Source organism: Streptomyces sp. DSM 118878 (assembly GCF_052936595.1).
The window spans coordinates 7,509,087-7,533,330 of record NZ_CP193622.1; the positions used below are offsets into that span (position 1 = coordinate 7,509,087).

General features: G+C 70.5%; 25 protein-coding genes and 1 tRNA gene. 11 read left to right on the forward strand and 15 right to left on the reverse strand.

Going from position 1 to position 24,244, the window contains the following annotated elements; all coding sequences use genetic code 11:
• Positions 1–20: 20 nt before the first annotated feature.
• The 11 genes from ACRAKF_RS32545 to ACRAKF_RS32595 all read left to right on the forward strand — a co-directional run bounded on the left by ACRAKF_RS32545 (position 21) and on the right by ACRAKF_RS32595 (position 12,737).
• The gene (locus ACRAKF_RS32545) at positions 21–2,555 is read left to right on the forward strand and encodes a PQQ-dependent sugar dehydrogenase (protein WP_447041395.1); all 2,535 of its coding nucleotides are present in this window, start codon (positions 21–23) and stop codon (positions 2,553–2,555) included.
• A gap of 16 nt (positions 2,556–2,571) precedes the next feature.
• Positions 2,572–3,993, forward strand: a complete 1,422-nt coding sequence (locus ACRAKF_RS32550; protein WP_447041396.1) for a ThuA domain-containing protein — start codon at positions 2,572–2,574, stop codon at positions 3,991–3,993.
• Between the two features lie 147 nt (positions 3,994–4,140).
• Positions 4,141–5,277: an inositol-3-phosphate synthase gene (locus ACRAKF_RS32555; protein ID WP_447041398.1), complete on the forward strand. Its 1,137-nt coding sequence runs from the start codon at positions 4,141–4,143 to the stop codon at positions 5,275–5,277.
• Positions 5,274–6,263 (forward strand): SCO3242 family prenyltransferase, encoded by a 990-nt coding sequence (locus ACRAKF_RS32560; protein WP_447041399.1) that lies wholly within the window; start codon positions 5,274–5,276, stop codon positions 6,261–6,263. The genes ACRAKF_RS32555 and ACRAKF_RS32560 overlap by 4 nt, the downstream gene beginning before the upstream one ends.
• The gene (locus tag ACRAKF_RS32565) at positions 6,260–7,192 is read left to right on the forward strand and encodes a sugar phosphate isomerase/epimerase family protein (protein ID WP_447041400.1); all 933 of its coding nucleotides are present in this window, start codon (positions 6,260–6,262) and stop codon (positions 7,190–7,192) included. The genes ACRAKF_RS32560 and ACRAKF_RS32565 overlap by 4 nt, the downstream gene beginning before the upstream one ends.
• Positions 7,189–7,872 carry an EboA domain-containing protein gene (locus tag ACRAKF_RS32570; RefSeq protein ID WP_447041401.1) on the forward strand — a complete coding sequence of 228 codons (684 nt, stop codon included), beginning with the start codon at positions 7,189–7,191 and terminating at the stop codon, positions 7,870–7,872. Before ACRAKF_RS32565 ends, ACRAKF_RS32570 begins: the two co-directional genes overlap by 4 nt.
• Before the next feature lie 8 nt (positions 7,873–7,880).
• The gene (locus ACRAKF_RS32575; RefSeq protein WP_447041402.1) at positions 7,881–8,729 is read left to right on the forward strand and encodes a TatD family hydrolase; all 849 of its coding nucleotides are present in this window, start codon (positions 7,881–7,883) and stop codon (positions 8,727–8,729) included.
• A gap of 3 nt (positions 8,730–8,732) precedes the next feature.
• The gene (gene eboE, locus ACRAKF_RS32580; RefSeq protein ID WP_447041403.1) at positions 8,733–9,902 is read left to right on the forward strand and encodes a metabolite traffic protein EboE; all 1,170 of its coding nucleotides are present in this window, start codon (positions 8,733–8,735) and stop codon (positions 9,900–9,902) included.
• A complete protein-coding gene (locus ACRAKF_RS32585; protein WP_447041404.1) occupies positions 9,899–11,302 on the forward strand; it encodes an alkaline phosphatase family protein in 1,404 nt (467 codons plus the stop codon). Before eboE ends, ACRAKF_RS32585 begins: the two co-directional genes overlap by 4 nt.
• Positions 11,303–11,474: 172 nt before the next feature.
• The gene (locus tag ACRAKF_RS32590) at positions 11,475–12,515 is read left to right on the forward strand and encodes a sugar phosphate isomerase/epimerase family protein (RefSeq protein ID WP_447041406.1); all 1,041 of its coding nucleotides are present in this window, start codon (positions 11,475–11,477) and stop codon (positions 12,513–12,515) included.
• A gap of 134 nt (positions 12,516–12,649) precedes the next feature.
• Positions 12,650–12,737 (forward strand) — tRNA-Leu (locus ACRAKF_RS32595).
• Between the two features lie 356 nt (positions 12,738–13,093).
• Here ACRAKF_RS32595 and ACRAKF_RS32600 read toward each other — a convergent pair.
• The 15 genes from ACRAKF_RS32600 to ACRAKF_RS32670 all read right to left on the reverse strand — a co-directional run bounded on the left by ACRAKF_RS32600 (position 13,094) and on the right by ACRAKF_RS32670 (position 24,194).
• The gene (locus tag ACRAKF_RS32600; protein ID WP_447041407.1) at positions 13,094–13,474 is read right to left on the reverse strand and encodes a hypothetical protein; all 381 of its coding nucleotides are present in this window, start codon (positions 13,472–13,474) and stop codon (positions 13,094–13,096) included.
• Between the two features lie 661 nt (positions 13,475–14,135).
• Positions 14,136–14,357, reverse strand: a complete 222-nt coding sequence (locus tag ACRAKF_RS32605) for a DUF7848 domain-containing protein (protein WP_447041408.1) — start codon at positions 14,355–14,357, stop codon at positions 14,136–14,138.
• An 18-nt stretch (positions 14,358–14,375) separates the two neighbouring features.
• The gene (locus tag ACRAKF_RS32610; RefSeq protein ID WP_447041410.1) at positions 14,376–14,849 is read right to left on the reverse strand and encodes a hypothetical protein; all 474 of its coding nucleotides are present in this window, start codon (positions 14,847–14,849) and stop codon (positions 14,376–14,378) included.
• A gap of 92 nt (positions 14,850–14,941) precedes the next feature.
• A complete protein-coding gene (locus ACRAKF_RS32615) occupies positions 14,942–15,178 on the reverse strand; it encodes a DUF397 domain-containing protein (protein ID WP_447041411.1) in 237 nt (78 codons plus the stop codon).
• Positions 15,179–15,220: 42 nt separating this feature from the next.
• The gene (locus ACRAKF_RS32620) at positions 15,221–15,397 is read right to left on the reverse strand and encodes a hypothetical protein (protein WP_447041413.1); all 177 of its coding nucleotides are present in this window, start codon (positions 15,395–15,397) and stop codon (positions 15,221–15,223) included.
• A 200-nt stretch (positions 15,398–15,597) separates the two neighbouring features.
• On the reverse strand, positions 15,598–16,431 hold the full coding sequence (locus ACRAKF_RS32625) for a helix-turn-helix domain-containing protein (RefSeq protein WP_447041414.1): 834 nt from the start codon (positions 16,429–16,431) through the stop codon (positions 15,598–15,600).
• A complete protein-coding gene (locus ACRAKF_RS32630) occupies positions 16,421–16,945 on the reverse strand; it encodes a DUF6879 family protein (protein ID WP_447041416.1) in 525 nt (174 codons plus the stop codon). The genes ACRAKF_RS32625 and ACRAKF_RS32630 overlap by 11 nt, the downstream gene beginning before the upstream one ends.
• Entirely contained in the window at positions 16,929–17,138 is a 210-nt protein-coding gene (locus tag ACRAKF_RS32635; protein ID WP_363249736.1) for a hypothetical protein, read from the reverse strand. Before ACRAKF_RS32635 ends, ACRAKF_RS32630 begins: the two co-directional genes overlap by 17 nt.
• A gap of 395 nt (positions 17,139–17,533) precedes the next feature.
• The gene (locus ACRAKF_RS32640) at positions 17,534–18,196 is read right to left on the reverse strand and encodes a GntR family transcriptional regulator (protein ID WP_447041418.1); all 663 of its coding nucleotides are present in this window, start codon (positions 18,194–18,196) and stop codon (positions 17,534–17,536) included.
• Between the two features lie 93 nt (positions 18,197–18,289).
• Complete coding sequence (locus ACRAKF_RS32645; RefSeq protein ID WP_447041419.1) at positions 18,290–19,294, reverse strand: proline racemase family protein; 1,005 nt, start codon at positions 19,292–19,294, stop codon at positions 18,290–18,292.
• Between the two features lie 72 nt (positions 19,295–19,366).
• A complete protein-coding gene (locus ACRAKF_RS32650) occupies positions 19,367–20,278 on the reverse strand; it encodes a dihydrodipicolinate synthase family protein (protein ID WP_447041420.1) in 912 nt (303 codons plus the stop codon).
• Positions 20,275–21,822 carry an FAD/NAD(P)-dependent oxidoreductase gene (locus ACRAKF_RS32655; RefSeq protein ID WP_447041422.1) on the reverse strand — a complete coding sequence of 516 codons (1,548 nt, stop codon included), beginning with the start codon at positions 21,820–21,822 and terminating at the stop codon, positions 20,275–20,277. Before ACRAKF_RS32655 ends, ACRAKF_RS32650 begins: the two co-directional genes overlap by 4 nt.
• Complete coding sequence (locus ACRAKF_RS32660) at positions 21,806–22,123, reverse strand: (2Fe-2S)-binding protein (protein ID WP_447041424.1); 318 nt, start codon at positions 22,121–22,123, stop codon at positions 21,806–21,808. Before ACRAKF_RS32660 ends, ACRAKF_RS32655 begins: the two co-directional genes overlap by 17 nt.
• A 14-nt stretch (positions 22,124–22,137) precedes the next feature.
• Complete coding sequence (locus ACRAKF_RS32665) at positions 22,138–23,268, reverse strand: NAD(P)/FAD-dependent oxidoreductase (RefSeq protein ID WP_447042281.1); 1,131 nt, start codon at positions 23,266–23,268, stop codon at positions 22,138–22,140.
• Between the two features lie 149 nt (positions 23,269–23,417).
• Positions 23,418–24,194, reverse strand: a complete 777-nt coding sequence (locus ACRAKF_RS32670; protein WP_447041425.1) for an AraC family transcriptional regulator — start codon at positions 24,192–24,194, stop codon at positions 23,418–23,420.
• Positions 24,195–24,244: the final 50 nt, after the last annotated feature.

Genomic DNA, 24,244 nt, shown 5'->3' on the forward strand with positions numbered 1-24,244 from the left:
CCCCTTTCGGAGGAACTTCCGTGCACAGGAAACGCCTGAGATTCCATAAGTCCCTCGCCCTGGTCACCGGCGCACTGCTCACCGGTGCGTCCCTGGCCCTCGCCGTACCCCAAGCCGGTGCCGCACCGGCGGACCCGCCTTCGGCGGCCGCCCCCGTCGCCGAAGACTTCCAGCAGGTCACGCTCGCCAAGGGCGCGGCGGAGACGGGCGAGCCGATGACGCTCTCCGTGCTCCCCGACCGCTCGGTCCTGCACACCTCCCGCGACGGCACGCTGCGTCTCACCGACGCCGCGGGCAACACCAAGATCGCCGGCAAGATACCGGTCTACTCGCACGACGAAGAGGGCCTGCAAGGCGTCGGCCTCGACCCGAAGTTCAGCGAGAACCGCGCGATCTACCTCTACTACGCGCCCCCGCTCGACACTCCGGCGGGCGACGCCCCGGAGACCGGCACGGCCGAGGACTTCAAGAAGTTCGACGGCGTCAACCGCCTCTCCCGTTTCGTCCTCAAGGCCGACGGCACCCTCGACAACACCAGTGAGAAGAAGGTCCTCGACGTCCCCGCGAGCCGCGGCATCTGCTGCCACGTCGGTGGCGACATCGACTTCGACAAGGACGGCAACCTCTACCTGTCGACGGGTGACGACTCCAACCCCTTCGCCTCGGACGGCTTCACGCCCCTCGACGAGCGCGCGGACCGCAACCCCGCCTTCGACGCCCGCCGCGGCGCCGGCAACACCAACGACCTGCGCGGCAAGATCCTGCGCATCAAGGTCGCCGACGACGGCTCGTACACCGTCCCGGACGGCAACCTCTTCGCGCCGGGCACCGACAAGACCCGCCCCGAGATCTACGCGATGGGCTTCCGCAACCCCTTCCGCATGAGCGTCGACAAGCCCACCGGCACGGTCTACGTCGGCGACTACGGCCCCGACGCGGGTGCCGCCGACCCCAAGCGCGGCCCCGCGGGCCAGGTCGAGTTCGCCCGCGTGACCAAGCCGGGCAACTTCGGCTGGCCCTTCTGCACCGGCAAGAACGACGCGTACGTCGACTACGACTTCGCCACCGGCACCTCCGGCGAGGCCTTCGACTGCGCGGCACCCAAGAACGAGTCACGCCACAACACCGGCCGCACCGACCTGCCGCCCGCGCAGGAAGCGTGGATACCGTATGACGGCGGCTCCGTCCCCGAGTTCGGCTCGGGCTCCGAGTCCCCCATGGGCGGCCCGGTCTACCGCTACGACGCGGACAACACCTCGCCCGTGAAGTTCCCCGAGGCCTACGACGGTGACTTCTTCGCCGGTGAGTTCGGCCGCCGCTGGATCAAGCGCATCGAGCACGGCTCGGACGGCACCGTGCAGTCCATCAACGCCTTCCCGTGGACGGGAACCCAGGTGATGGACATGGAGTTCGGCCCCGACGGCGCCCTCTACGTCCTCGACTACGGCACCGCCTGGTTCGGCGGCGACGAGAACTCCGGGCTCTTCCGCATCGAGAACGCCACCGACGGCCACTCCCCGGTCGTCGAGGCCGGCGCGTCGGTGACCAGCGGCCAGGCCCCGCTGCGCACCAAGTTCACCGCGAAGGCCACGGACGCCGACGGCGGCACCCTGACCTACGCCTGGGACTTCGGCGACGGCGACAAGTCGACCCAGCAGAACCCGACGCACACGTACAAGAAGAACGGCGTCTACACCGCCACCGTGACCGTCAAGGACTCCACCGGACGCACCGGCTCCGCCAGCGCGCACGTCACCGTCGGCAACACCGCGCCCAAGGTCACCCTGGAGCTCCCCGGTGACGGCCAGCTCTTCACCTTCGGCGACAAGGTGCCCTTCAAGGTGAAGGTCACCGATCCCGAAGACGGCGCCTCCGGGCCCGTCGACTGCGCGAAGGTCAAGGTCACCCACATCCTCGGCCATGACAGCCACGGCCACCCCGTCACCTCGGCCAACGGCTGCTCCGGCACCATCCAGACCTCCGCGGACGGCGAGCACGACCCGAACGCCAACATCTTCGGGGTCTTCGACGCGGAGTACACCGACAAGGGCGCCAACGGCCAGCCCGCGCTGACCACCCACGACCAGAACGTCGTCCAGCCCAAGCACCGCCAGGGCGAGCACTACAACGAGTCCAAGGGTGTCTCCGTGGTGAACCACACCCCGGCGCACGGAGGCAAGACGGTCGGTGACATCCACAACGGCGACTGGATCTCCTTCAAGCCGTACATCCTCGGCAACGCCACGAAGCTGACCGCGCGGGTCGCGTCCGCCGGAGCCGGCGGCACCCTGGAGGTCCGCAGCGGTTCCGTGAAGGGCAAGCTGCTCGGCACGGCGAAGGTCACGCCGACCGGCTCGTGGGAGACGTACGCCGACGTCAGCACCAAGATCACCCGGCCGCCCGCCAAGACCACCACGCTCTACCTGGTCTTCAAGGGCAAGGGCTCCGGGGCGCTCTACGAGGTCGACGACTTCACCTTCACGACGAAGGCGGCGGCCACGAAGTCGGCCAACGACGTGTCGGCCAACGGCACGTCGGCCACGGCTTCCGACTGAGAGGGGAGTGACCACCATGCGTAAACGAGCTCGGCTTCTCACCGCGACGGCGGCGGCCGCTCTGCTCATCGGGTGCGTGTCCGGCCCGGCGGCGTCCAAGCCCAGCCAAGGGAAGGAGCAGGAGGAGGCGCAGGGCGAGGCGCAGGGCCGAGGCGGGGGCAAGGCGGCCGGTGAAAGGGTCCTCGTCTTCTCCAAGACGGCGGGCTTCCGGCACGACTCGATCCCCACAGGTATCCAGACCATCAGGGAGCTCGGAGCCGCCAACGGTTACAGCGTGGACGCCACCGAGAACGCCGGAGCCTTCACCGCCAAGAACCTCAGCCGCTACGACGCCGTCGTCTGGCTCTCCACCACGGGCGACGTCCTCAACGCCACCCAACAGCGCGCCTTCGAGCGCTACGTCCGGGGCGGCGGCGCCTACGTCGGCGTACACGCCGCCGCCGACACCGAGTACGACTGGCCCTTCTACGGCGGGCTCGCGGGCGCCTACTTCCAGTCGCACCCCGCGATACAGCGGGCCGAGGTCCACGTCGAGGACCACGCCCACCCGGCCACCGCCCATCTGGGCAGCGGCGCCTGGGAGCGCACCGACGAGTGGTACAACTACCGCTCCAACCCGCGCGACCGGGCCCGCGTCCTGGCCACCCTCGACGAGTCGTCGTACTCCGGCGGCACCATGTCGGGGGACCACCCGATCGCCTGGTGTCAGGACTACCAGGGCGGCCGCTCCTTCTACACCGGCGGCGGCCACACCAAGGAGTCCTACGCCGAACCGGCCTTCCGCCGGCATCTGCTCGGCGGCATCCGCTGGGCGGTCGGCGCCGTCCAGGCCGACTGCCGGCCCGAGAAGGGCTACACGCCGATCTTCGACGGCACGGCGGCCTCACTGGCAGGCTGGAAGCAGGCGGGCCCCGGCTCCTTCGCCCTGAAGGAGGACGACGGAACACTGTCGACCGTCGGCGGTATGGGCATGCTCTGGTACGACCGGCGCGAGCTCGGCTCGTACTCGCTCAAGCTGGACTGGCGGATGTCCGGGGACGACAACTCCGGCATCTTCGTGGGCTTCCCGGCCTCCGACGATCCCTGGTCGGCCGTCAACAACGGTTACGAGATCCAGATCGACGCCACGGACGTCCCCGAGAAGACGACGGGCTCCGTCTACGGCTTCCGCTCCGCCGACCTGAAGAAGCGCGACAAGGCGCTGAACCCGCCGGGGGAGTGGAACACCTACGAGATCCGCGTCGAGGGCGAACGCCTTCGCGTCTACCTCAACGGTGTCAAGGTCAACGATTTCACCAACACCGATCCGGCACGCAGCCTGCGCCAGGGGCACATCGGCATCCAGAACCACGGTGACTCCGATGAGGTCTCCTTCCGCGACATCCGCCTGAAGGAGACCTCCTCTTCCCCGGAGCCAGGCTCAGGAGGGGGCCGCTAGACGACGGCGGGCGGAGGACGCCGGACCTCCGCCCGCCGTCTTGGGCCTCTCGACGGCCGGTGCGTCACTCCACACTCCCCACTCCATGTCACCCACGTCATCTGTACCTCGCGTCGCGATTTCCCCGCGTCATGGCAGGAGGCTCCCATGTCCACATCCGCGCTCTCCCCCTCTCCCGTCGGTGTCTGGCTGATCGGCGCCCGTGGTTCGGTCGCGACCACCGCCGTCGCGGGATGCGCGGCCGTGGCCGCCGGGCTGCAACCACCCATCGGCATGGTCACGGAGACGCCACCCTTCGCCGACTGCGGACTGCCGGAGTTGTCGTCACTGGTCTTCGGCGGCCATGACACCGCGAACTGCCCCCTGCCCAAGCGGGCCGAGGAACTCGCCGCAGGCGGCGTCCTGCCGCACAGCCTCCCCTCGGCCGTCCGCGCCGAGCTCACCGCTGCCGACAACGAGATCCGCCCCGGCGGCCCCCTGCCGGGCGACACCCGCACCGACGAGGAACTGATGGCCGCCTTCGCGCAAGACCTGCGCGACTTCACCCGGCGCCGGGGCCTGGCGCGCACGATCGTGGTGAACGTGGCGTCCACGGAACCGCTTACCGCCGACGGGGGCGATGAGGGGCGGCTGCCCGCCAGTTCGCTCTACGCGGCGGCCGCACTCAGGGCCGGTTGCCCCTACGTGAACTTCACCCCCTCCACGGGCCTGCACCACCCCGGACTGTCCGAAGCGGCCCTCGCCGCCGCGCTGCCCCACGCAGGCCGCGACGGCAAGACCGGCCAGACCCTCCTGCGGTCGGTGCTCGGACCGATGTTCGCCCAACGCGCGCTCGCCGTACGAGCCTGGTCCGGCACCAACCTTCTCGGCGGCGGTGACGGCGCCGCCCTCGCCGACCCCGCCGCCGCGGCGGCCAAGAACGCCGGCAAGGAACGCGTACTCGCCGACACCCTGGGCACCACCCCCGAGGGCCAGGTCCACATCGACGACGTCCCCTCCCTCGGCGACTGGAAGACCGCCTGGGACCACATCGCCTTCGACGGCTTCCTCGGCACCCGCATGGTGTTGCAGACCACCTGGCAGGGCTGCGACTCCGCCCTCGCGGCACCCCTGATCCTCGACCTGGCCCGCCTGATCGCCCGAGCCCACGAACGCGGCATCACCGGCCCGCTGCCGGAGCTCGCCTTCTACTTCAAGGACCCGGACGCCGGCGCCCCGGCGGCCCTGGGCGAGCAGTACACGGCCCTGCTCGGCTTCGCCGACCGCCTCCGGGACGCCCGATGACCGCCGCCCGCGACTGGGCCGAACTGCTGCGCCTGCCCGCGCTGTTCACCGTCCCCGGCGACGCCCTCGCCGGAGCGGCGACGACCGGCCTGACGCCCAACCGCCGCACCCTCCTCGCCATCACCTCCTCCCTCTGCCTGTACGAAGCCGGCATGGCCCTCAACGACTGGGCCGACCAGGCACAGGACGCCGTCGAACGCCCCGAACGCCCGCTGCCCTCCGGCCGCATCGCCCCTCCCGCGGCCCTGGCCGCGGCCACCGCGCTCACCGCGGCGGGCCTCACCGCCGCCGCCCGCGCCGGCCGCCCGGCCCTTGCGGTGGCGGGCGCCCTCGCAGGCACCGTCTGGGCCTACGACCTGGGCCTGAAGCACACCCCCGCCGGCCCGGCAGCCATGGCCGCCGCCCGAGGCCTCGACCTTCTCCTCGGCGCGACAGCCACGGCAGGCCCGGGCGACCGCCGCCCCACCAGGGCTGCCCTGCCCTCGGCCACCGCCCTCGCAACGCACACCCTCGCGGTGACGGTAGTATCCCGCCGCGAGGCCCAGGGCGGCTCCTCAGCAGCCCCCCTGGCCGCGCTGGTTGTCGCGGGAGTGGTGGGACGACTCGTGGGCGGCGGAGCTCCCGGCGCCGTCAACGGAGCTCCGGGCGACCGCGAAGACGGGTCCGGCGCCCACGGCGGTGACTCGGGCTCCCGCGTGCGTCACGCTCCTTCGCTCGGCACCGCCGACACCCGTGTCGCGCCACGCCAGGTCCTGCGCGCCGCCCTCGCTCTCGCCTACGTCGGCACCGCCGCCAAGCCTCTCTTCCACGCGGTGCTCAATCCCTCACCTCCGCTCACCCAACGGGCCGTCGGCGGTGGAATCCGCGCCATGATCCCGCTCCAGGCGGCGCTCGCCGCCCGGGCCGGAGCCGTGGGCACCGCTCTGTTCACCGCCGCACTCGTCCCGGCCGCCCGCAGGTTCGCACGGAAGGTGAGCGTCACATGAGCGACACCGTTTCCCGCCCCACCGACGCCCTTCCCGGCGGTATCCGCTTCGGCTATGGCACCAACGGCCTCACCGACCTCCGCCTCGACGACGCCCTCGGCCTCCTCGCCGACCTCGGCTACGCGGGCGTCGGACTCACCCTCGACCACATGCACCTCGACCCCCTCGCCCCCGACCTCGCCGAACGCACCCGCCACGTGGCCCGCAGGCTCGACCGCCTCGGCCTGACCGCCACCATCGAAACCGGCGCCCGCTACGTACTCGACCCGCGCCGCAAACACGGCCCCTCCCTCCTCGACCCCGACCCGGAGCGCCGATCCGAACGCGTCCGGCTGCTGATCCGTGCCGTCCAGGTCGCCGCCGACCTGAACGCCCACGCCGTGCACTGCTTCAGCGGCATCACCCCGGCCGACACCCCCGACGACCTCGCCTGGAAGCGGCTGGCCGACGCCCTCGGCCCCGTCCTGGAAGCCGCCGCCACCGCCGGCATCCCGCTCGCCGTCGAACCCGAACCCGGCCACCTCCTCTCCTCACTCGCCGACTTCCACCGCCTCCGTGCCGAACTCGGCGCTCCCGATCCCGGCCTCCTCGGCCTCACCCTCGACATCGGCCACTGCCAGTGCCTCGAACCGCTCCCTCCCGCCGACTGCGTACGCGCCGCCGCTCCCTGGCTGCACCACGTCCAGATCGAGGACATGCGCCGCGGCGTCCACGAGCACCTGCCCTTCGGTGACGGGGAGATCGACTTCCCGCCCGTCCTCGAAGCCCTGGCCGCCGGCGGCTACCAAGGCCTGACCGTCGTCGAACTGCCCCGCCACTCCCACGCCGGGCCACAGCTCGCCACGGAGTCGATCGAGTTCCTCCGTAAGGCCGTGGCCTCGGGGCGGCGAGCTGGGGCACTCGCGTCCGCCGAAGGAGGAACAGCGTGACCGACACCCCCGGGATCGTCGCCCTCCGTACGCGTCTCGAAGCCGACCTCGGCGGAGCCGCCCGCGCCTGGCTCGACCAGGCCCTCGCCGAAGCCGCGGCCCACGCCGGGCGTCCGGAGCAGCCGACGCAGAGGTCGGTCCCCACCTGGGAGCTGCGGCTCGCCGAAGCCGGGCGGCGCTGCGGGGCCGACCGCGCCGACGCCGCCCGCGTCCTGCTCCTGCACACGGCGTCCGCCGCCCCGGCCACCCTCGCCCGCGTCTACGGCCAGGGCACCGCCCCCGAGCGTCGTGCCGTTCTGCACGCCTTGCCGCACCTGGTGCCGGGGCCCGAAGCCCTGCCGCTGGTCGAGGACGCCCTGCGCACCAATGACACGCGGCTCGTCGCGGCAGCCGTAGGCCCGTACGCCGCGGAGCACCTCGCCCCGCACGACTGGCGCCACGCCGTCCTCAAGTGCCTGTTCACCGGTGTCCCCGTGAATGCCGTCGCCGATCTCGCCAGGCGGGCCGCGGGCGATAGGGAGCTCGCCCGCATGCTGTCCGACTTCGCGAGCGAACGCACCGCGGCCGGGCGTGACGTGCCGGACGATCTGCACCGCGTGCTGTCCCTGACCGATCCGGTGAGTGCCGCAACCCCGGCCGCGCCCACCGGCCCTGTGGCCCCTTCCACCGGCGAGGAGTAGGAGTCCCGATGCGCATCTTCGACCCCCACATCCACATGACGTCCCGCACCACCGACGACTACCAGGCGATGTATGCGGCGGGTGTCCGCGCGGTGGTGGAACCGGCCTTCTGGCTCGGCCAGCCCCGCACCTCGCCCGCCTCCTTCTTCGACTACTTCGACTCCCTCCTCGGCTGGGAACCCTTCCGCGCCGCCCAGTACGGCATCGCCCACCACTGCACGATCGCCCTCAACCCCAAGGAGGCGAACGATCCGCGCTGCACGCCGGTCCTCGACGAACTGCCGCGCTACCTCCTCAAGGACAACGTCGTCGCCGTGGGCGAGATCGGCTACGACTCCATGACGCCGGCCGAAGACGCCGCGCTCGCCACCCAGTTGCAGCTCGCGGCCGACCACGAGCTGCCCGCTCTCGTGCACACGCCGCACCGGGACAAGCTCACGGGCCTGCGCCGCACCATCGACGTCGTGCGGGAGTCCGCCCTGCCGCTGGACCGCGTCCTGATCGACCACCTCAACGAAACCACCGTGAAGGAGGCCAAGGACAGCGGCTGCTGGCTCGGCTTCTCCGTCTACCCCGACACCAAGATGGACGAGGAGAGGATGGTCGCCATCCTCCGGGACTTCGGGCCCGAGCGGGTCCTGGTCAACTCCGCCGCGGACTGGGGCAAGAGCGACCCCCTCAAGACCCGCAAGGTCGCCGACGCCATGCTCGCGGCGGGCTACGACGAGGACGACGTCGACCTGGTGCTGTGGCGCAACCCCGTCGCCTTCTACGGGCTCAGCGGCCGCCTCGCCCTGGATGTCACCGGCACCGACGCCACCCACGAGGGAAACTCCATCCTGCGCGGCGGTGCGTGAGCCATGCGCTTCAGGCACCCCGACGGCTCCACCGTCCACCTCGCCTACTGCACCAACGTCCACCCGGCCGAGACCCTCGACGGAGTCCTCGCCCAGCTCCGTGACCACTGCGAACCCGTCCGCAAGAGGCTCGGCAGGGACCGCATCGGCATCGGCCTGTGGCTCGCCAAGGACGCCGCTCGCGCCCTCGTCACCGATCCGGCGGCGCTGCGCGGCCTGCGCACCGAACTCGACCGGCGCGGCCTCGAAGTCGTCACCCTCAACGGCTTCCCCTATGAGGGCTTCGGTGACGACGAGGTCAAATACCGGGTGTACAAGCCGGACTGGACCGACCCCGAACGGCTCACCCACACCACGGACCTGGCCCGGCTGCTGGCCTCCCTGCTCCCCGACGACGTCACCGAAGGCACCATCTCCACCCTTCCGATCGCCTGGCGGACCCCCTTCGACGCCGGCCACGCCGAGTCCGCCCGCACGGCCCTGACCGCGCTCGCCCAGCGCCTTGACGCCCTCGCCGAGCTGACCGGCCGCTCCATCCGCGTCGGACTGGAACCGGAGCCCGGCTGCACCGTCGAGACGACCGCCGACGCCATCGCCCCGCTGACCGACGTCGGGCACGACCGCATCGGTGTGTGCGTCGACACCTGCCATCTCGCCACCTCCTTCGAGGATCCGGCGACCGCCCTCGACGCCCTCGCCGGCGCGGGCATCCCCGTCGTCAAATCCCAGTTGTCCGCCGCCCTGCACGCCGAACACCCCCACCTTCCCGATGTGCGCGAGGCCCTCGCCGCCTTCGACGAGCCCCGCTTCCTCCACCAGACCCGCACCCGGACCGACTCCGGACTGCGCGGCACCGACGACCTCGGCGAGGCCCTCACCTCCCACGCGCTGCCCGACACGAGCCCCTGGCGTGCCCACTTCCACGTCCCGCTCCACGCGGCTCCCGCCGCACCGCTCACCTCCACACTCCCCGTACTCCGGGACGCCCTCGCCCGGCTCGTCGGGGGGCCCGTCCCCCTCACCCGCCATCTCGAGGTCGAGACCTACACCTGGCAGGCCCTGCCGCCCGCACTCCGCCCACGCGGCCGCTCCCAGCTCGCCGAAGGCATCGCCGCCGAGCTCACCCTCGCCCGCGACCTCCTGACGGACCTCGGCCTGAAGGAACTCCCATGAGCCAGCTCCCCAGTGGCCGAACCGATCGGCCCACCCCCCTTCTCGTCATGGACGTCGTCGGCCTCACCCCGCGTCTCCTCGACCACATGCCGCATCTCAAGGCGCTCGGCCAATCCGGCTCCCGTGCACCGCTCGGCACCGTCCTGCCCGCCGTGACCTGCGCCGCCCAGTCCACGTTCCTCACCGGCACCACCCCTTCCGAACACGGCATCGTCGGCAACGGCTGGTACTTCCGCGAACTCGGCGACGTACTGCTGTGGCGCCAGCACAACGGCCTGGTCGCCGGCGACAAGCTGTGGGACGCCGCCCGCCGGGCACACCCCGGCTACACCGTCGCCAACATCTGCTGGTGGTATGCCATGGGGGCGGACACCGACTACACCGTCACCCCCCGCCCGGTCTACTACGCCGACGGCCGCAAGGAACCCGACTGCTACACCCGGCCCCCCGAACTCCACGACGAGTTGACGGAAAAACTCGGCACCTTCCCGCTCTTCCACTTCTGGGGGCCCGGCGCCGACCTCGTGTCCAGCCAGTGGATCGTGGACGCGACCCGGCACATCATCGACACCCGAGACCCCGACCTGGCCCTGTGCTACCTCCCTCATCTCGACTACGACCTACAGCGCTTCGGCCCCGACGACCCGCGCTCCTTCAAGGCGGCCGCCGACCTGGACGCGACCCTCGCCCCGCTCCTCGACGACGCCAGGGCCGAGGGCCGCACGGTGGTCGCCCTCTCCGAATACGGCATCACCCGGGTGAACCGCTCCGTTGACATCAACCGCGTGCTGCGCCGTGCGGGGCTGCTCGAAGTGCACACCCAGGACGGCATGGAATACCTCGACCCGATGGCCTCCCGCGCCTTCGCCGTCGCCGACCACCAGATCGCCCATGTCTACGTCCGCCGCCCCGAAGACCTCGAAGCCACCCGAGCCGCGCTCGCGGACGTACCCGGCATCGAGCAGCTTCTGGACGACGAGGGCAAGAAGGCGCATCATCTCGACCACCCCCGCGCCGGGGAACTTGTCGCCATCGCGGAGCCCGACGCCTGGTTCACGTACTACTACTGGCTCGACGACGACCGCGCGCCCGACTTCGCGCAGCTCGTCGAGATCCACCGCAAACCCGGCTACGACCCCGTCGAGCTCTTCATGGACCCCGAGGACCCCTACGTCCGCGTCAAGGCCGCGAGCGCGCTGGCCCGCAAGAAGCTCGGCATGCGCTACCGCATGGCGGTCGTGCCCCTGGATCCGGCACCTATTCGAGGCAGCCACGGCCGCCTCCCCACGAGCGAGGACGAAAGTCCGCTCATCCTGTGCTCCACCCCCCGCGCCGTCAGCGGCCGCGTCGCGGCCACCGATGTGAAATCACTCCTGCTCCATCTCGCGGGCCTGCAGTGAGAGGCCCGCGCCGGTGAAGTTGCCTGGTTCCCACTGAACCAGAGGGTCCGGGCCCTGCCATCGGGGTGCGGCCCCGAGTGATCCCTGATCCGTTCTTCGAACCCATCCCTGACACGACCCTGACTGACACGCCCCTGACTGACACGACCCTGACTTGGCCGAGGAGACCCGTATGAACCGCAAGACGACGTCCGCCGACACCGAGCTCGCCCACAGACTCAGCCGACGCGGCATGCTCGGTGTGGCGGCGGGCGCCACCGCCGCCGCCCTCGTCGGTGGTGCGGCCACCCCGGCCGTCGCGGGGCAGAAGGGCCGAGGCGGTCCCGTTCTCCCGCCCGGGCGGCTCGGCATCCAGCTCTACAGCCTGCGCGACAAGGTCTCGACCCTCGGATTCGCCCCCGTCTTCGCCGAGCTGGAGAAGTACGGCTACGACGAGATCGAGTTCGCCGGCTACACCCAGGGCTCCGCGGGCGCCATCACCCTGGCCCAGCTCAAGGCGCTGGCCCGCGACCACGGCCTGAACCCCATCGGGTCCCACGTGGGCTACTACGACGACAACAACCCCGGCGCGTACACGTTCGCGCAGAACCTCACCAAGGTCCTCGACGACGCCCAGGCCCTCGGCCTCAAGCACATCGGCACCGCCTCGGGCCCCTTCCGCTACGGGTCGACGGTGGACGGCTGGAAGCGCGCCGCCGAGGACTTCAACAAGTACGGCGAGGCGGCCCGCAAGCGCGGCATGAAGTTCTACCAGCACAACCACGCCGAAGAGTTCTCCTTCGCCACGGACAACCCGAAGGTGCGCCTCTATGACGTGCTCCTCGCCGAGACCGACCCCGACTTCGTGTTCCTGGAGATGGACATCTACTGGGCCTTCTGCGCCCAGTTCCGCTTCAGCAAGCGCCCGGACGGCAAGCCCGCTCGCCTCGACCCCCTCGACTACGTGCTCAAGCAGCCGCACCGCTACCCGCTCTTCCACGTCAAGGACGGCGTCCGCGACGAGACGACCCGCGACGGTTACCGCATGTCCGACGTCGGTGACGGAGACATCGACTACAAGAGGTTCCTGTCGAAGGTGACGGCACGCACCCACCAGGGGCGGCGCTACCACCACTGGCAGACCGAGCACGACAACCCGGTCGAGTCCCTCGCCTTCGCCCGGAAGTCCAGCGAGCACCTGCACTCGCTGCGCTCCGGACGCTGCGGGGAGTGACCCGGCGGCTTCGGCCGCGTCCGTAGCCGCCCGGCCACGTTGCGTGAGGTACGCGCAGGTGAAAGGCACTCCGAAACCTTGGTATTGTTGTCCATGTCGCCGCGGGGAACGCCCCGCGCAGCGGCAGACACCTAGTCCGGGTGGCGGAATGGCAGACGCGCTAGCTTGAGGTGCTAGTGCCCTTTATCGGGCGTGGGGGTTCAAGTCCCCCCTCGGACACCAGCTAAAACCCCTGTTCATCAGGGGTTTTTTGCTTTTCTGGGCTGTGGCGTGACCAACCACGTGACCAACGGCCCAGTGAATCCCCTGGTCAGACCAGTGACGACAGGCCGAGCCTGTTGGCTCCGGAGGCAGCGAGCTTCCGGGCTCCGTTCTTCCTGCTGTGCCCGTAGCGGGCCATCGTGTAGCCCGGCGAGTGGTGCCGGACGTTGGCGGAGACCTCGACGGGGTTCTCCCCGGCCTCCAGATCGTTCGTAGAAGTGGAGGGGCGTACGCACGCCCCAGGTGTTCGGTCGGCCCCTGCGGGGGATCTCCACCGGAGTCCCCCCGAGCCCAATACCGCGCTTTGCCATGCGTCCTTAACGATCTTTCTGGTTGTCCTGGTCGGCTTGGTTCTCGCGTGCCATATCGGCGAGCGACTTGCTTTGCTGAGCGCCCGGAATGAGGTCCATCAACAGCGCGGACGCCTTCTCTGTGAGGGCACCACCAGCGCGGCCAGCCGATCCGGTGAGCAGATCCCGTTTCCGGGCCTGCCACAGATGACCTTTGATGGTGGACTGGCTCTTGCCGACCTGTGCGGCAAGGTGCGCCAGCGGTCCGGCGCCACCCCGGTTGATGTAGCCCACGTACGCGCTGGCCAGCAGCGCCAAGTACTCATCCGTGACGCCCTGAGCGGCAGCCTTTCTGAGCCGTTCGGCGCGGGCCGCCTCCTGCTCTTCCTGGTTCTGCGCACTGCCCATGCTCGACGATGACCGCGTGAGCCTGCCGAACGTGGACGGCTCCGAGCTGTCCGACGCTTACGGGTGGGCCACCGTCCGCGCCCGCGTGATCACCCTCTCCGAGGACGCGCGGCCTCTGTGGCGGATCGTGCGTCGCTATGCCCGCATCCTGTTCACCCTGGTTCGCCGCTCCGTCCAGGACGCGGTCCGGATCACGAAGGGGTCCAACGCCCCCAAGGTGAAGCAGCAGCCGCTCAGCCTCGCGGACAAGGTCCGTGCCCGCATCGAACTCCACGGCGGCCGGGCCACGTCCTCTCAGGTACTCCCGTACGTAGGTGCGTCGGCCGCCGAGGTCAAGGCACTGTCGGATGTGGTCGTGACCGTGGACCGCTCGGGAAAGACCGGCCGACCGGCCACCGTTTTCACGCTCCGTGATGACACTCCCGTTCACGCAGAGCAGCCGGTTTCGACTCCGCAGCCGACGCCGGCCGCTCCAGAGAGTGAGGGAAGCCGCGCCACGGTTGTGCAGATGGACGCCTACCGCCCAGGCAGGCCCCGAAGCCCGTGCCCGAACCGAAGCGCCCGGAACCGCTCGACGCCAACCCCTTCCTGGCACTGCTCCAACCAACCAACACAACAGCCCCGGCCCGTTTCTGGCCGGGGCTATTTTATTGCTTCGTCCCTACTCCGCTCGTTCGACCAGGGCGACCGATGTGCACAGGCGTCGGAACCGGGCATGTCCCGTTCGGCCGGTATGGCTCATGCACTCCACATCGACGGTCGCGCCGTCCGCCGCAGGCTTAGCCTCCCAACCGCACGTCAGGCACTTTGCCTCGAACGTCATCTCTGTGTCCGGCTGCTGAGTGATCCGGTGCTTCGTATACCGCAGGATCGAACGGGGCATCGAAGTGTGCTCCCCTCATCAGGTGTGGACAGCGGTCGGGCAGGCAAGGTCCGGTGCGGCGCGGTTCGGGGAGCACGTCACCAGAGCTACGGACAGAAATGCGGGCCTCTCCAGGTAGAAGCCGTGGGACACGTCTCCACCCCAACCCAGCCGTTCGGCAGCGGAGTAGACCAGTAGCGCCAGCCGCGTACTGTCGCGGTCGGACTCGGAGGCGAACCGGGGCGCGTACTCAGCCAGTCGTTGCCCGAGCCATTCCGCCGCTTCCTTCGGCTTCTCCCAGGTGCCCCGCACGAGCTTCGCGGGTTTGATCAGCCAGTGGGCCGTTTCCAGGGGCGGCAGGTCCACGGTCGGGAACTCCGCCTTCACTTCCCTGTACCGCGCGATCAGCTCCGGTTTATCGGCCGGTGGCGCATCAGGGTGCGGAGGCCGTCGCAGTGCCTCGTCATCGAACCGTTGCTTGGAGCCGGTCCACAGGTAGCCGTGGTGGTGCAACTGTCGTCCCGTTCAGAGCAGGAAGAGGAGGAGCGCCCGACCGGCCCTGCCTCTCGGGGGTGAGCCAGGGCCGGGGGCGCCAGGAATGGCCGTCAGGCGGACAGTCCGAAGCGGGCCGGGTCGATGCCGGCCGCGTTCAGTTCCTCGGTGGTGAAGCGCAACGGCTCCGCACCCGGCCGCTTGCTGTCGCCCAACGCCCACGCGTTGGGGCCGATCTTCGCCAGCGTGGCGCAGGACTCGCCGTCGGGGTGTGTGTTGCCCCCGCACGCCTTGAGGAACGTGGCGCCGTCGATGGGCAGGCTGTACAGGTCGGTTCCGGTTTCGGGCATGGGTGTGCCTTCCTGGGAGATCAGTGCTGGGGGGGGGCAGACTCAGAGCCGGTACTGATCCGACTTCGACACGAACACGACACCCGGGCCAAGAGCCGTTGCGCTCTCCCGAAAGATCTCGTGCAGTATCGACCTGGAGTTGTCGCGCATCGCGTTGGTCAGGTTGTCGGCCAGTAAGGCCGCCTCAGACGGGAGCAGCATCATTTCCGTGTCTGCCATATGCCGACCGTTCTTCGTCAACCACATAGGGACGCGAATGTTCCCATCATCGTCCTGGTATGCCGGACGACTTGGGATTGGGTCCATCCGCCAACCCTGCGGGGCCTTCTGTCTCTGGTTCTTCGGTTCGGTCGGCATGAGTACATCCTCGGACCGTCAGCACCGATCCTCCAGCAATATTTGTGTTGCGGGGTAGACGATCATGAACGGTAGGAGGTGGCCCAATTTCCGAGTAGCTCTCTGGCATGTTCATCGAACAGCGCATGGCGCTCGTACAAGCCGAACACTTCGAGGTGTTCTGCGATGTCCCGAGCGTCCTGGAAAACTATGCGCCCCGTGAACGTCTCGACAGTCGCCAGGCGTTGGTCGTAAACCGTGAAGGTATTCATCGGGCCACGCCCGATGGCCGATCCCAACGGGATCACGCCAATCCGCACGTTAGGGAGATGAGATAGCGAGACAAGGCGGTCAATCTGTACGGCCATCGCGGCGCTGGGGACCACTGCCCACCTGACGGCCTGCTCCGTTAACAGGAACGTGAACCGCTTCCTGTTGTCATAGAGGACCGCTTGCCGGTCCAGCTTCTTCGCGACTGTCTTGGAGACGTCCACTGGTGAGTGGCCCAGGCTCGCCCTGATGTACTCAGGTGTGGCCAGGAGCCCTGTCGCCATCGCGGGCAAGAAGTACCGGAGCGTCACGGCTTCCGCTTCGAGGCCCGCCAATTCCGACTGCCGCTTTTCCAGCCCCCGACGCCACGATGCCCGCTTACCCTGCCACTCCGTATTGGCGAGCCGCGCAAGGGTGGCCACTTCTGCCACCATCTCCGGAGGTGCGTCGAGCGCTCTAAGAATCAACTCAACGTCGACAAGTCCCGGTGTAATTCGACCGGTCTCGATGTTGCTGAGCTTGGTTTGAGACATGTTGCAGCGCTGGGCGAGCCAAACCTGTGTACGGCTGACTCGCCTGCGCATCGTGCGGAGCGTTTCCGCTAGGTCAGCCTTCGACTGTCCTAGCTGCCCAGGATCAAACGTCAAGGCCCTTCACGTACTCCTCGAAAGGCACTGCGTGTTCTAGGGCGATTCGCTTCCACTCCCGATAGGGGGCGGGGTCCCCCTCGTACGCCTCGCGATTGATCTGAGTACCGTCCGGTCGGAAATTCAGGTGTGCGATGCGGATTTCGTCGAACATCCACCAGTCGCGCCCGGAGAGCGGCAAACCGTAGTCCTCTTGCGTCACATCCAAGACGCGGATGTCTTCCCCGGCCGCGATGTTGCCGGGGATTCCCCACGCGAATTGGTACCGCTGGTAATCGGTGAGCGGCTGGCGCACGATGCGCACGCGACCGATGCGCTTGCCGGACTCGACGTATCCACGTACCCGTTCGTGCCAGCGAGCATTATGGTCGTCGGGCTTGCTCTCATCCCGCAGGAAGCGGGCGACGTTCTCCTGCTCCTTGGGCATGGTGTAGGTGGGCTGCGCCTCGAAACGCCACGCTTCGCGCTCGAAGGCGTCGAAGAACCTACGCCACTCCTCACCATCCAAGAGCACGGACAGCCTCCCTCAGAACGTGCTCCGGGATCTCCACCAGGGCCTCACCTGCGGGCGCGGTGAACGCGTCAGATACATCCCCCTGGATAACGAATGAACCGTTCTTGGTCCGGTAGACGTTGGGGCAATCGTCGTCGTCGCACTCGGGTCCTCCGGCCTGGCCAGTGAGACGGGTCAGTTCCTCGCGTGCCATCGTGCCCTCCTTCGCCGCAGGGGCGGTCCCTGGCGCCAGGAGGACGGTAGGTCGGATGAGTCTGCCTGGTCTATGGCACATCGCGGATATTCGCGTTGTCGGGTAGACGATCATGGGAGAAGGAGTGAAGGTACCCGCTCCGCCCGGGATGGTCATGTGACCAACGCATGACCAACAGCGGTCCGAAACAGCCCGAAACAGGGGGAACGCATGACCAACGGCACTGGTCAAGACTGCGGCGTGTCGGGTACGTTTTCGCAGGTCAGCTAAGTAATGTGCTGGTGCCCGAGTGGAGAGTTCAAGTCCCCCCTCGGACACCAGAGCGTTACCTGCGAAAGACCCCTGCCCGTCAGGGGTCTTTCGCGTTGTCGCTCCCGTGGCCCGTGGCCCGTGGCCTAGCCCTCCGCCCACAGTGACCGAACGTGGCCCAGGTGTCGCGCCATGCAGTTTTCCGCGGCCTTCGCGTCGCCCGCCAGCATCAGGTCCAGGAGCTCTCTGTGCTCCTCGGCGGACGGGGTGAGCTGGTCGCGTTCGTCGAGGGTGGTCAGGCCGTAGAGGCGGGAGCGTTTGCGGAGGTCGCCGACCGTTTCGACCAGGCGGTCGTTGCCCGACAGGGCGAGGAGCGAGAGGTGGAAGCGGCGGTCGGCCTCCAGGTATCCGATGAGGTCGTGGTCGTGGGCGGCCCGCACGATCTCGTCGGCGATCGGGCGCAGCACCTCCAGGTCCTCGCGGGCGGCGGTGCGGGTGATCCGGCCGATCATGGGCACCTCGATCAGGAGGCGGATCTCCGTGTACTGGTCGAGGTCGCGCTCATTGACCTCGGTCACGCGGAAACCCTTGTTGCGGACCGGTTCGACCAGGCCTTCGCGCGCCAGGTCGAGCATCGCCTCACGCACGGGCGTCGCCGAGATGCCGAAGTCCTCCGCGAGGCCGGGTGCGGAGTAGATCTCGCCGGGACGCAGCTCGCCGGAGATCAGAGCGGCCCGCAGGGCGTGGGCGACCTGGTCGCGCAGCCGCTCCCTGGCAGTGATCAGGTTCTTCTGCTTCAGGTGGCCCATGGTGTCCCCTCCGGTGATGCCCCGCCCGCGCGGATCACCAACGTACAATGTCACGTTGCCAGTTGGGGCCCGTGGGTGGCTGATCCCCCGGGTTCAGAGGGAGAAGCCCGCGGGGAAGGGGTCGTCGGGGGCGAGGAAGTACTGGGCCGTGCCGGTGATCCAGGCCCGTCCGGTGATCCGTGGGACGACCGCGGGCAGCCCGGCCACCTCGGTCCGGCCGATGAGACGGCCGGTGAACTCCGTACCGATGAAGGACTCGTTGACGAAGTCGTGCTCCAGCGGGAGTTCGCCGCGGGCGTGCAGTTGCGCCATGCGGGCCGAGGTGCCCGTGCCGCAGGGGGAGCGGTCGAACCAGCCGGGGTGGATCGCCATCGCGTGCCGGGAGCGGTGGGCGTCCGAGCCGGGCGCGATCAGGTAGACGTGCTTGAGCCCGGCGATGTCGGGCTGCTCGGGGTGGGCCGGGCGGTCCGGCGAGGCGTTGATCGCCTCCATGGTGGCGAGGCCCGCCGCCAGCAGGTCGTCCTTGCGGGCGCGGTCGAACGGCAGCCCCAGGGCGTCGAGGTGCACGAAGGCGTAGAAGTTGCCGCCGAAGGCCAGGTCGTAGGTGACCGTGCCGTGGCCCGGCACCGCGGCCTTGCGGTCGAGGGCGACGCAGAACGCGGGGACGTTGGTCAGTGTCGCCGAGGTCGCCGCGCCGTCGGTGACGTTCACGTCGACCCGGACCAGGCCCGCGGGGGTGTCGAGGCGCACCGTCGTGACCGGTTCGGTGACCGGGACCATGCCGGTCTCGACCAGGACGGTCGCCACGCCGATGGTGCCGTGCCCGCACATGGGCAGTACGCCGGACACCTCGATGTAGAGGACTCCGTAGTCGGCGTCCGGGCGGGTCGGTGGCTGGAGTATGGCGCCGCTCATCGCGGAGTGACCCCGCGGCTCGTGCATCAGGAGGGTGCGCAGATGGTCGAGGTGTGCGATGAAGTGCAGCCTGCGTTCGGCCATCGTGGCGCCGGGGATCACTCCGACGCCGCCCGTGATCACTCGCGTGGGCATGCCCTCGGTGTGCGAGTCGACGGCGTGGAAGACGTGACGTGTACGCATGTGTCTCCTTCCGGATGGTGGTACCGGGGTCCGGGTCCGGAGCCGGTACCGGCCCGGGGGCTTCGGCCGGGCTCAGTGGTGGCCCGCCGCCAGGGCCTTCTCGGTGGCCGCCCGTACCAGTGCCTCCGTGGGGCCGCTGAGCGGGACGCGCGGCGGTCGGGTGGGTCCGCCGCGGCGGCCGGCCAGGTCCATCGAGAGCTTGATCGACTGCACGAACTCGGTCCGGGAGTCCTGGCGCAGCAACGGATGCAGGGCCCGGTAGAGAGGCAGCGCGGTCTCCAGGTCGTGTGCGCAGGCCGCGCGGTAGAGCTCGGCGCAGGCGGCGGGGAAGGCGTTCGGGTAGCCGGCGATCCAGCCGACCGCGCCCGCGAGGGCCAGCTCGACCAGGACGTCGTCGGCGCCTATCAGGAGGTCGAGCTGCGGGGCCAGTTCGGCGATCTCGTACGCCCTGCGCACATCGCCGCTGAACTCCTTCACCGCCACGACGGTGCCGTCGCCGTGGATCCGGGCCAGCAGCTCCGGTGTCAGGTCGACCCTGGTGTCCAGGGGGTTGTTGTACGCGATCACGGGCACGCCGGCCGCGGCCACCTCGGCGTAGTGGGCGCGTACGGCCCGCTCGTCGGCGCGGTAGGCGTTCGGCGGCAGCAGCAGTACGGAGCCGCAGCCCGCCTCGGCCGCCTGCTCGGCCCAGCGGCGGGACTCGGCGCTGCCGTAGGCGGAGACGCCCGGCATCACGCGGGCCCCGTCGCCCGCGGCCTCGACGGCGGTCCGCACGACGCGGGCGCGTTCGTCGTCGGTGAGGGTCTGGTACTCGCCCAGGGAACCGTTGGGCACCACACCGTCGCAGCCGTTCGCGAGGAGGTGGCTGACATGTTCGGCGTACGCGTCGTGGTCGACGGAGAGGTCATCGCGCAGAGGGAGCGCGGTGGCGACCATGATGCCGCGCCACGGGCGGGACGGGGTCCAGGTGGTGGTCGTGGTCATGAGGGCTGCCTTTCCGGGGGGTCCTGGTCCGGGGATTCTGCGGGTGGTGGGTCGACGGGCGGGGTGAGTGAGGCGAGGGTGCCCAGGGGTACGGGGGTGGCGAGGAGGCGGCGGTCGGGAGGCGCGGAGGTGGCGCCGGGCGCGGCGGCGGCCAGGCAGGCCACGGCTGTGCCGCACATGCGGCCCTGGCACCAGCCCATGCCCGCGCGGGTGAGGAGCTTGACGGTACGGGGGTCACGGGCGCCGTAGTCCGCCACCGCCTCGCGGATACGGGCCGCCGGTACCTCCTCGCAGCGGCAGACATCCGTGTCGTCGGTGAGCCACCCTGTCCAGCCGGAGCCCGGCCTGTGCGCGGTGGCCATGGCGTCGGCGAAGGCGCGCATGCGGTCGCGGCGGCGCCGCAGGGCGCGCAGGCGCGGGGCGGGGGCCGGTCGCCTTCCCGTGAGACGGGCGGTGATCGCCAGGGCCGCCAACTCGCCCTCGACGCGCGCCGCTTGAGCTCCGCCGATGCCGGACGTCTCGCCGGCCGCCCACAGGCCGGGCAGCGAGGTCTCCTGTAGAGGGCTCAGTTCCAGGGCGTACGTCCCGTCGGCGGTGCGGCGGGTGGCGCAGCCGAGGGCGGTCGCCAGGTCCGTCTGCGGGACCAGGCCGTGGCCTGTGGCGAGGGCGTCGCAGGCGATGCGGCGGGCCGTGCCGGGGAGCGGGCGCCAGTCCTGGTCGAGGCGGGAGACCGTCACCGCCTCGACGCGGTCCGTGCCGTGCGCCTCGGTGACCGCGCTGCGGGTGCGCAGGCGTACGCGGTGGCGCAGCAGGGCCATGCCGTGGCGGGCGCCCTCCGTGAGCTTGTGGGGGTTGGCGGCGAGGGCCGCGGGGTGGCGGGCGTAGCCGAGGTAGCCGGAGGCTTCGATCACCTCGGGGACGTCGGCGCCGGCGGTGGTGAGCGAGGTGGCCGCGGCGAGCAGGAGCGGGCCGCTGCCCGCGACGACGACGCGTCGGCCGGGCAGGGCCAGGCCGGACTTCAGCATGGCCTGGGCGCCGCCCGCGCTGATGACGCCGGGGAGGGTCCAGCCGGGGAAGGGGAGGTGGCGTTCGTGGGCGCCGGTGGCCAGGAGTACCGCGTGGGCGCGGACCACTGTGCCCCCTCCGGGGACGGCCTCACCGGCCTCACCGGCGTCACCACCCCCGCAGTTCTCGCCGTCGCCGTCGCCGTCGCTGTCGCCGGGGAGGGCGTGGACGTGCCAGAGGGCGTCGGGCGTCTCGCGGGTCATCGACCAGACGTGGTGGTCGTAGAGCCGGGTGACGCGTGCGGAGGCGTTCAGGCGGTCGCGGAGGCCGGTGAAAGCGGCCCAGTCATGGTGCAGCGCCTCGGGGCGGGTGGCGCCCGTCGCCGGGGCCGGGTGACGGTAGTACTGGCCGCCGGGCTGGGGAGCCGCGTCCAACAGGGCCACGGAGAGCCCTTGTTCGGCGGCTGTGACCGCCGCGGCCAGGCCTGCTGGGCCCGCACCGACCACGGCCACGTCGTACGGGTCACTCGGGCTCGGCATGGCCGTGACCCTTCTGTGTGGTGACCACGTCGCCCGGCCGGGCGGTCACCAGGCAGGCGCGGCGGTTGGGGCGGCCGTTGATGGTGGCCAGGCAGTCGTAGCACTGGCCGATCCCGCAGAAGGCGCCGCGGGGCCGGGCCGTGCCTCTGGTCTCTCGCCAGGCGAGGACTCCCGCTGTCCAGAGGGCGGCGGCGATGGATTGCCCCGGCCGGGCCGTTATGCGGCGGCCGTCGAAGGTCAGTGTGTGCGTGGCGTCGGCTGCGCCCACGAGGTCTGCGGGCGTCTTCTCGGCTTGCCCCATGGGGGCGGCTCCTCTCAGGTGCTTCGGGCGAGGCGTTCCGGTGCGAAGCGTTCGGGGGCGAAGGGGGACGGATCCAGCGAGGGGTCGCCGTCCGTCAGGAGCTCGGCGATCAGCAGGCCCGTCGCCGGGGCCAGGCCGATGCCCGCGCCCTCGTGGCCGCAGGCGTGCAGCAGGCCGGGGGCCCGGGGGTCGGGGCCGATGGCTGGGAGGTGGTCGGGGAGGTAGGGGCGGAAGCCCGCGTAGGCGCGGATCGCGCGTACCTGGGCCAGGGCCGGGAACAGGCGGGTCGCCTGGGAGGCCAGGCGCCGCAGCGCCTCCACCGACAGCGTGCGGTCGAAGCCGACCCGTTCCCTGCTGGCCCCGATCAGGACCGGGCCCGCCCGGGTGCCCTCGATGACGGCGGAGGTCTGTAGGGCCGCCGAGTCGCTCGCCACGTCGGCGACGTACTCCGCGGAGTACACCTTGTGCCGCACCATGCGCGGCAGCGGTTCGGTGACCAGGACGAAGCCGCGGCGGGGGCGTATCGGCAGCTCCACGCCCGCCATGCGGGCCAGTTGACCGCCCCAGGTGCCGGTGGCGTTGACCACGTGGGGGGCCTGGACCTCGCCCGCCGGGGTCCGTACGCCGCGGACCGTACCGTTCGGCGTCGTCAGGACCGCCGTGACCTCCTCGCCCAGCCGCAGCGTGAGGTGTCCCGCGTTCGCCGCCGCGCGCAGCAGGTGTGCCGCGGCGAGGGCCGGCTGCACCTGCGCGTCCTGCGGGTAGTGGCAGCCGCCGGCGAGGTCGGGTGCGAGGTGGGGTTCGTGGTCGGGGAGACGGTCCGCGGGGACCTCGGTCACCGTCACGCCCGCGCGTCGCTGCTCGGCCGCGAAGGCCCGCAGGGCCATCAGTTCCGCCTCCGTCGAGGCCACGACCAGGCCGCCCTTGTGCTCGTACTCGATGTCCGGCGGTGACTCGGCCGCGAGCTCGGACCATAACTGAATGGACAGCAGGGCTAGTTGGAGCTCCGGGCCCGGTTCCTTGTCGGATACGAGGAGGTTGCCCTCGCCCGCGCCCGTGGTGCCGCCCGCTACCGGGCCGCGGTCGATGACGGTGACGTGGAGGCCGGCGCGGGATGCGTAGTAGGCGCAGGCCGCGCCGATCATCCCTGCCCCCACGACGATGACGTCCGAGAACTCCGGTGGTCCGGAGGGGTGTCTCGTGAGCACGGCAGTAATATTTCACATGGCACTGGGGCTGCCAAGGGGGCGTGCAGTACGGGGAGTTGGGTTCGAGGGGCCTGCGCGTGCGTCGGTCAGTCGCCGCGGTTGTGGGTGCCCGGGGTGTAGCCGAGGGAGCGGCGGAACACGTCGATGAACGCGCTGGCCGACGCCCAGCCGCAGCGGTGCGCGACCGTGGTGACGGGCGTGCCGTCGGCCAGCATGCGCAAGGCGTGGTAGAGGCGGAGCTGGGTGCGCCACTGGGGGAAGGTCATGCCGAACTCGCGGCGGAAGAGGCGGCTGAGGGTGCGTTCGCCCGCCCCGGCCGCGGCGGCCAGTTCGGCGAGGCCGCGCGCGTCGGCGGGGTCGCGGTGCAGTTGACCGCAGACGGCGGCGAGGCGGGGGTCCTTGGGTGCGGGCAGGTGGACGGGCTGCTGCGGTGAGACGCGGAGCTGGTCGAGGAGTACCGCGCGCAGGCGCTGGTGCTCCGGGGTGTCCGCGTGCGGTGTGGTCTTCGCGTGCGGGACGCGGGTGCAGGCGAGGATCAGTTCGCGCAGCAGCGGGCTGACGGTGAGGACGGCCGGGGCGTCGAGGCCGAGCGGGTTGGTGTCGGCGGGCAGGCCGAGCAGGTGCAGCGCGAGGTGGCCGTGGGCGCGGTGCGCGTGGACGCGGCCCGCGGGGACCCAGATGGCCCGGGTGCCGGGCGCGAACCAGGTGCCGGCGTCGGTGGTGACGGCCACGACGCCGGAGCCCGCGTAGATGATCTGGTGGTCGTCGTGGCGGTGCGCGTCGATGGACTCGCCGGGCGCCAGTGACCGGGTGCTGGTGGGCGCTTCGGGGGTGTGACGGATGGTGTGGCGGGTCTCCGGCATGAGTTGGCACTTTATCGGAAGCACGCCAGGGGGTCGGGTGGCGACGATGG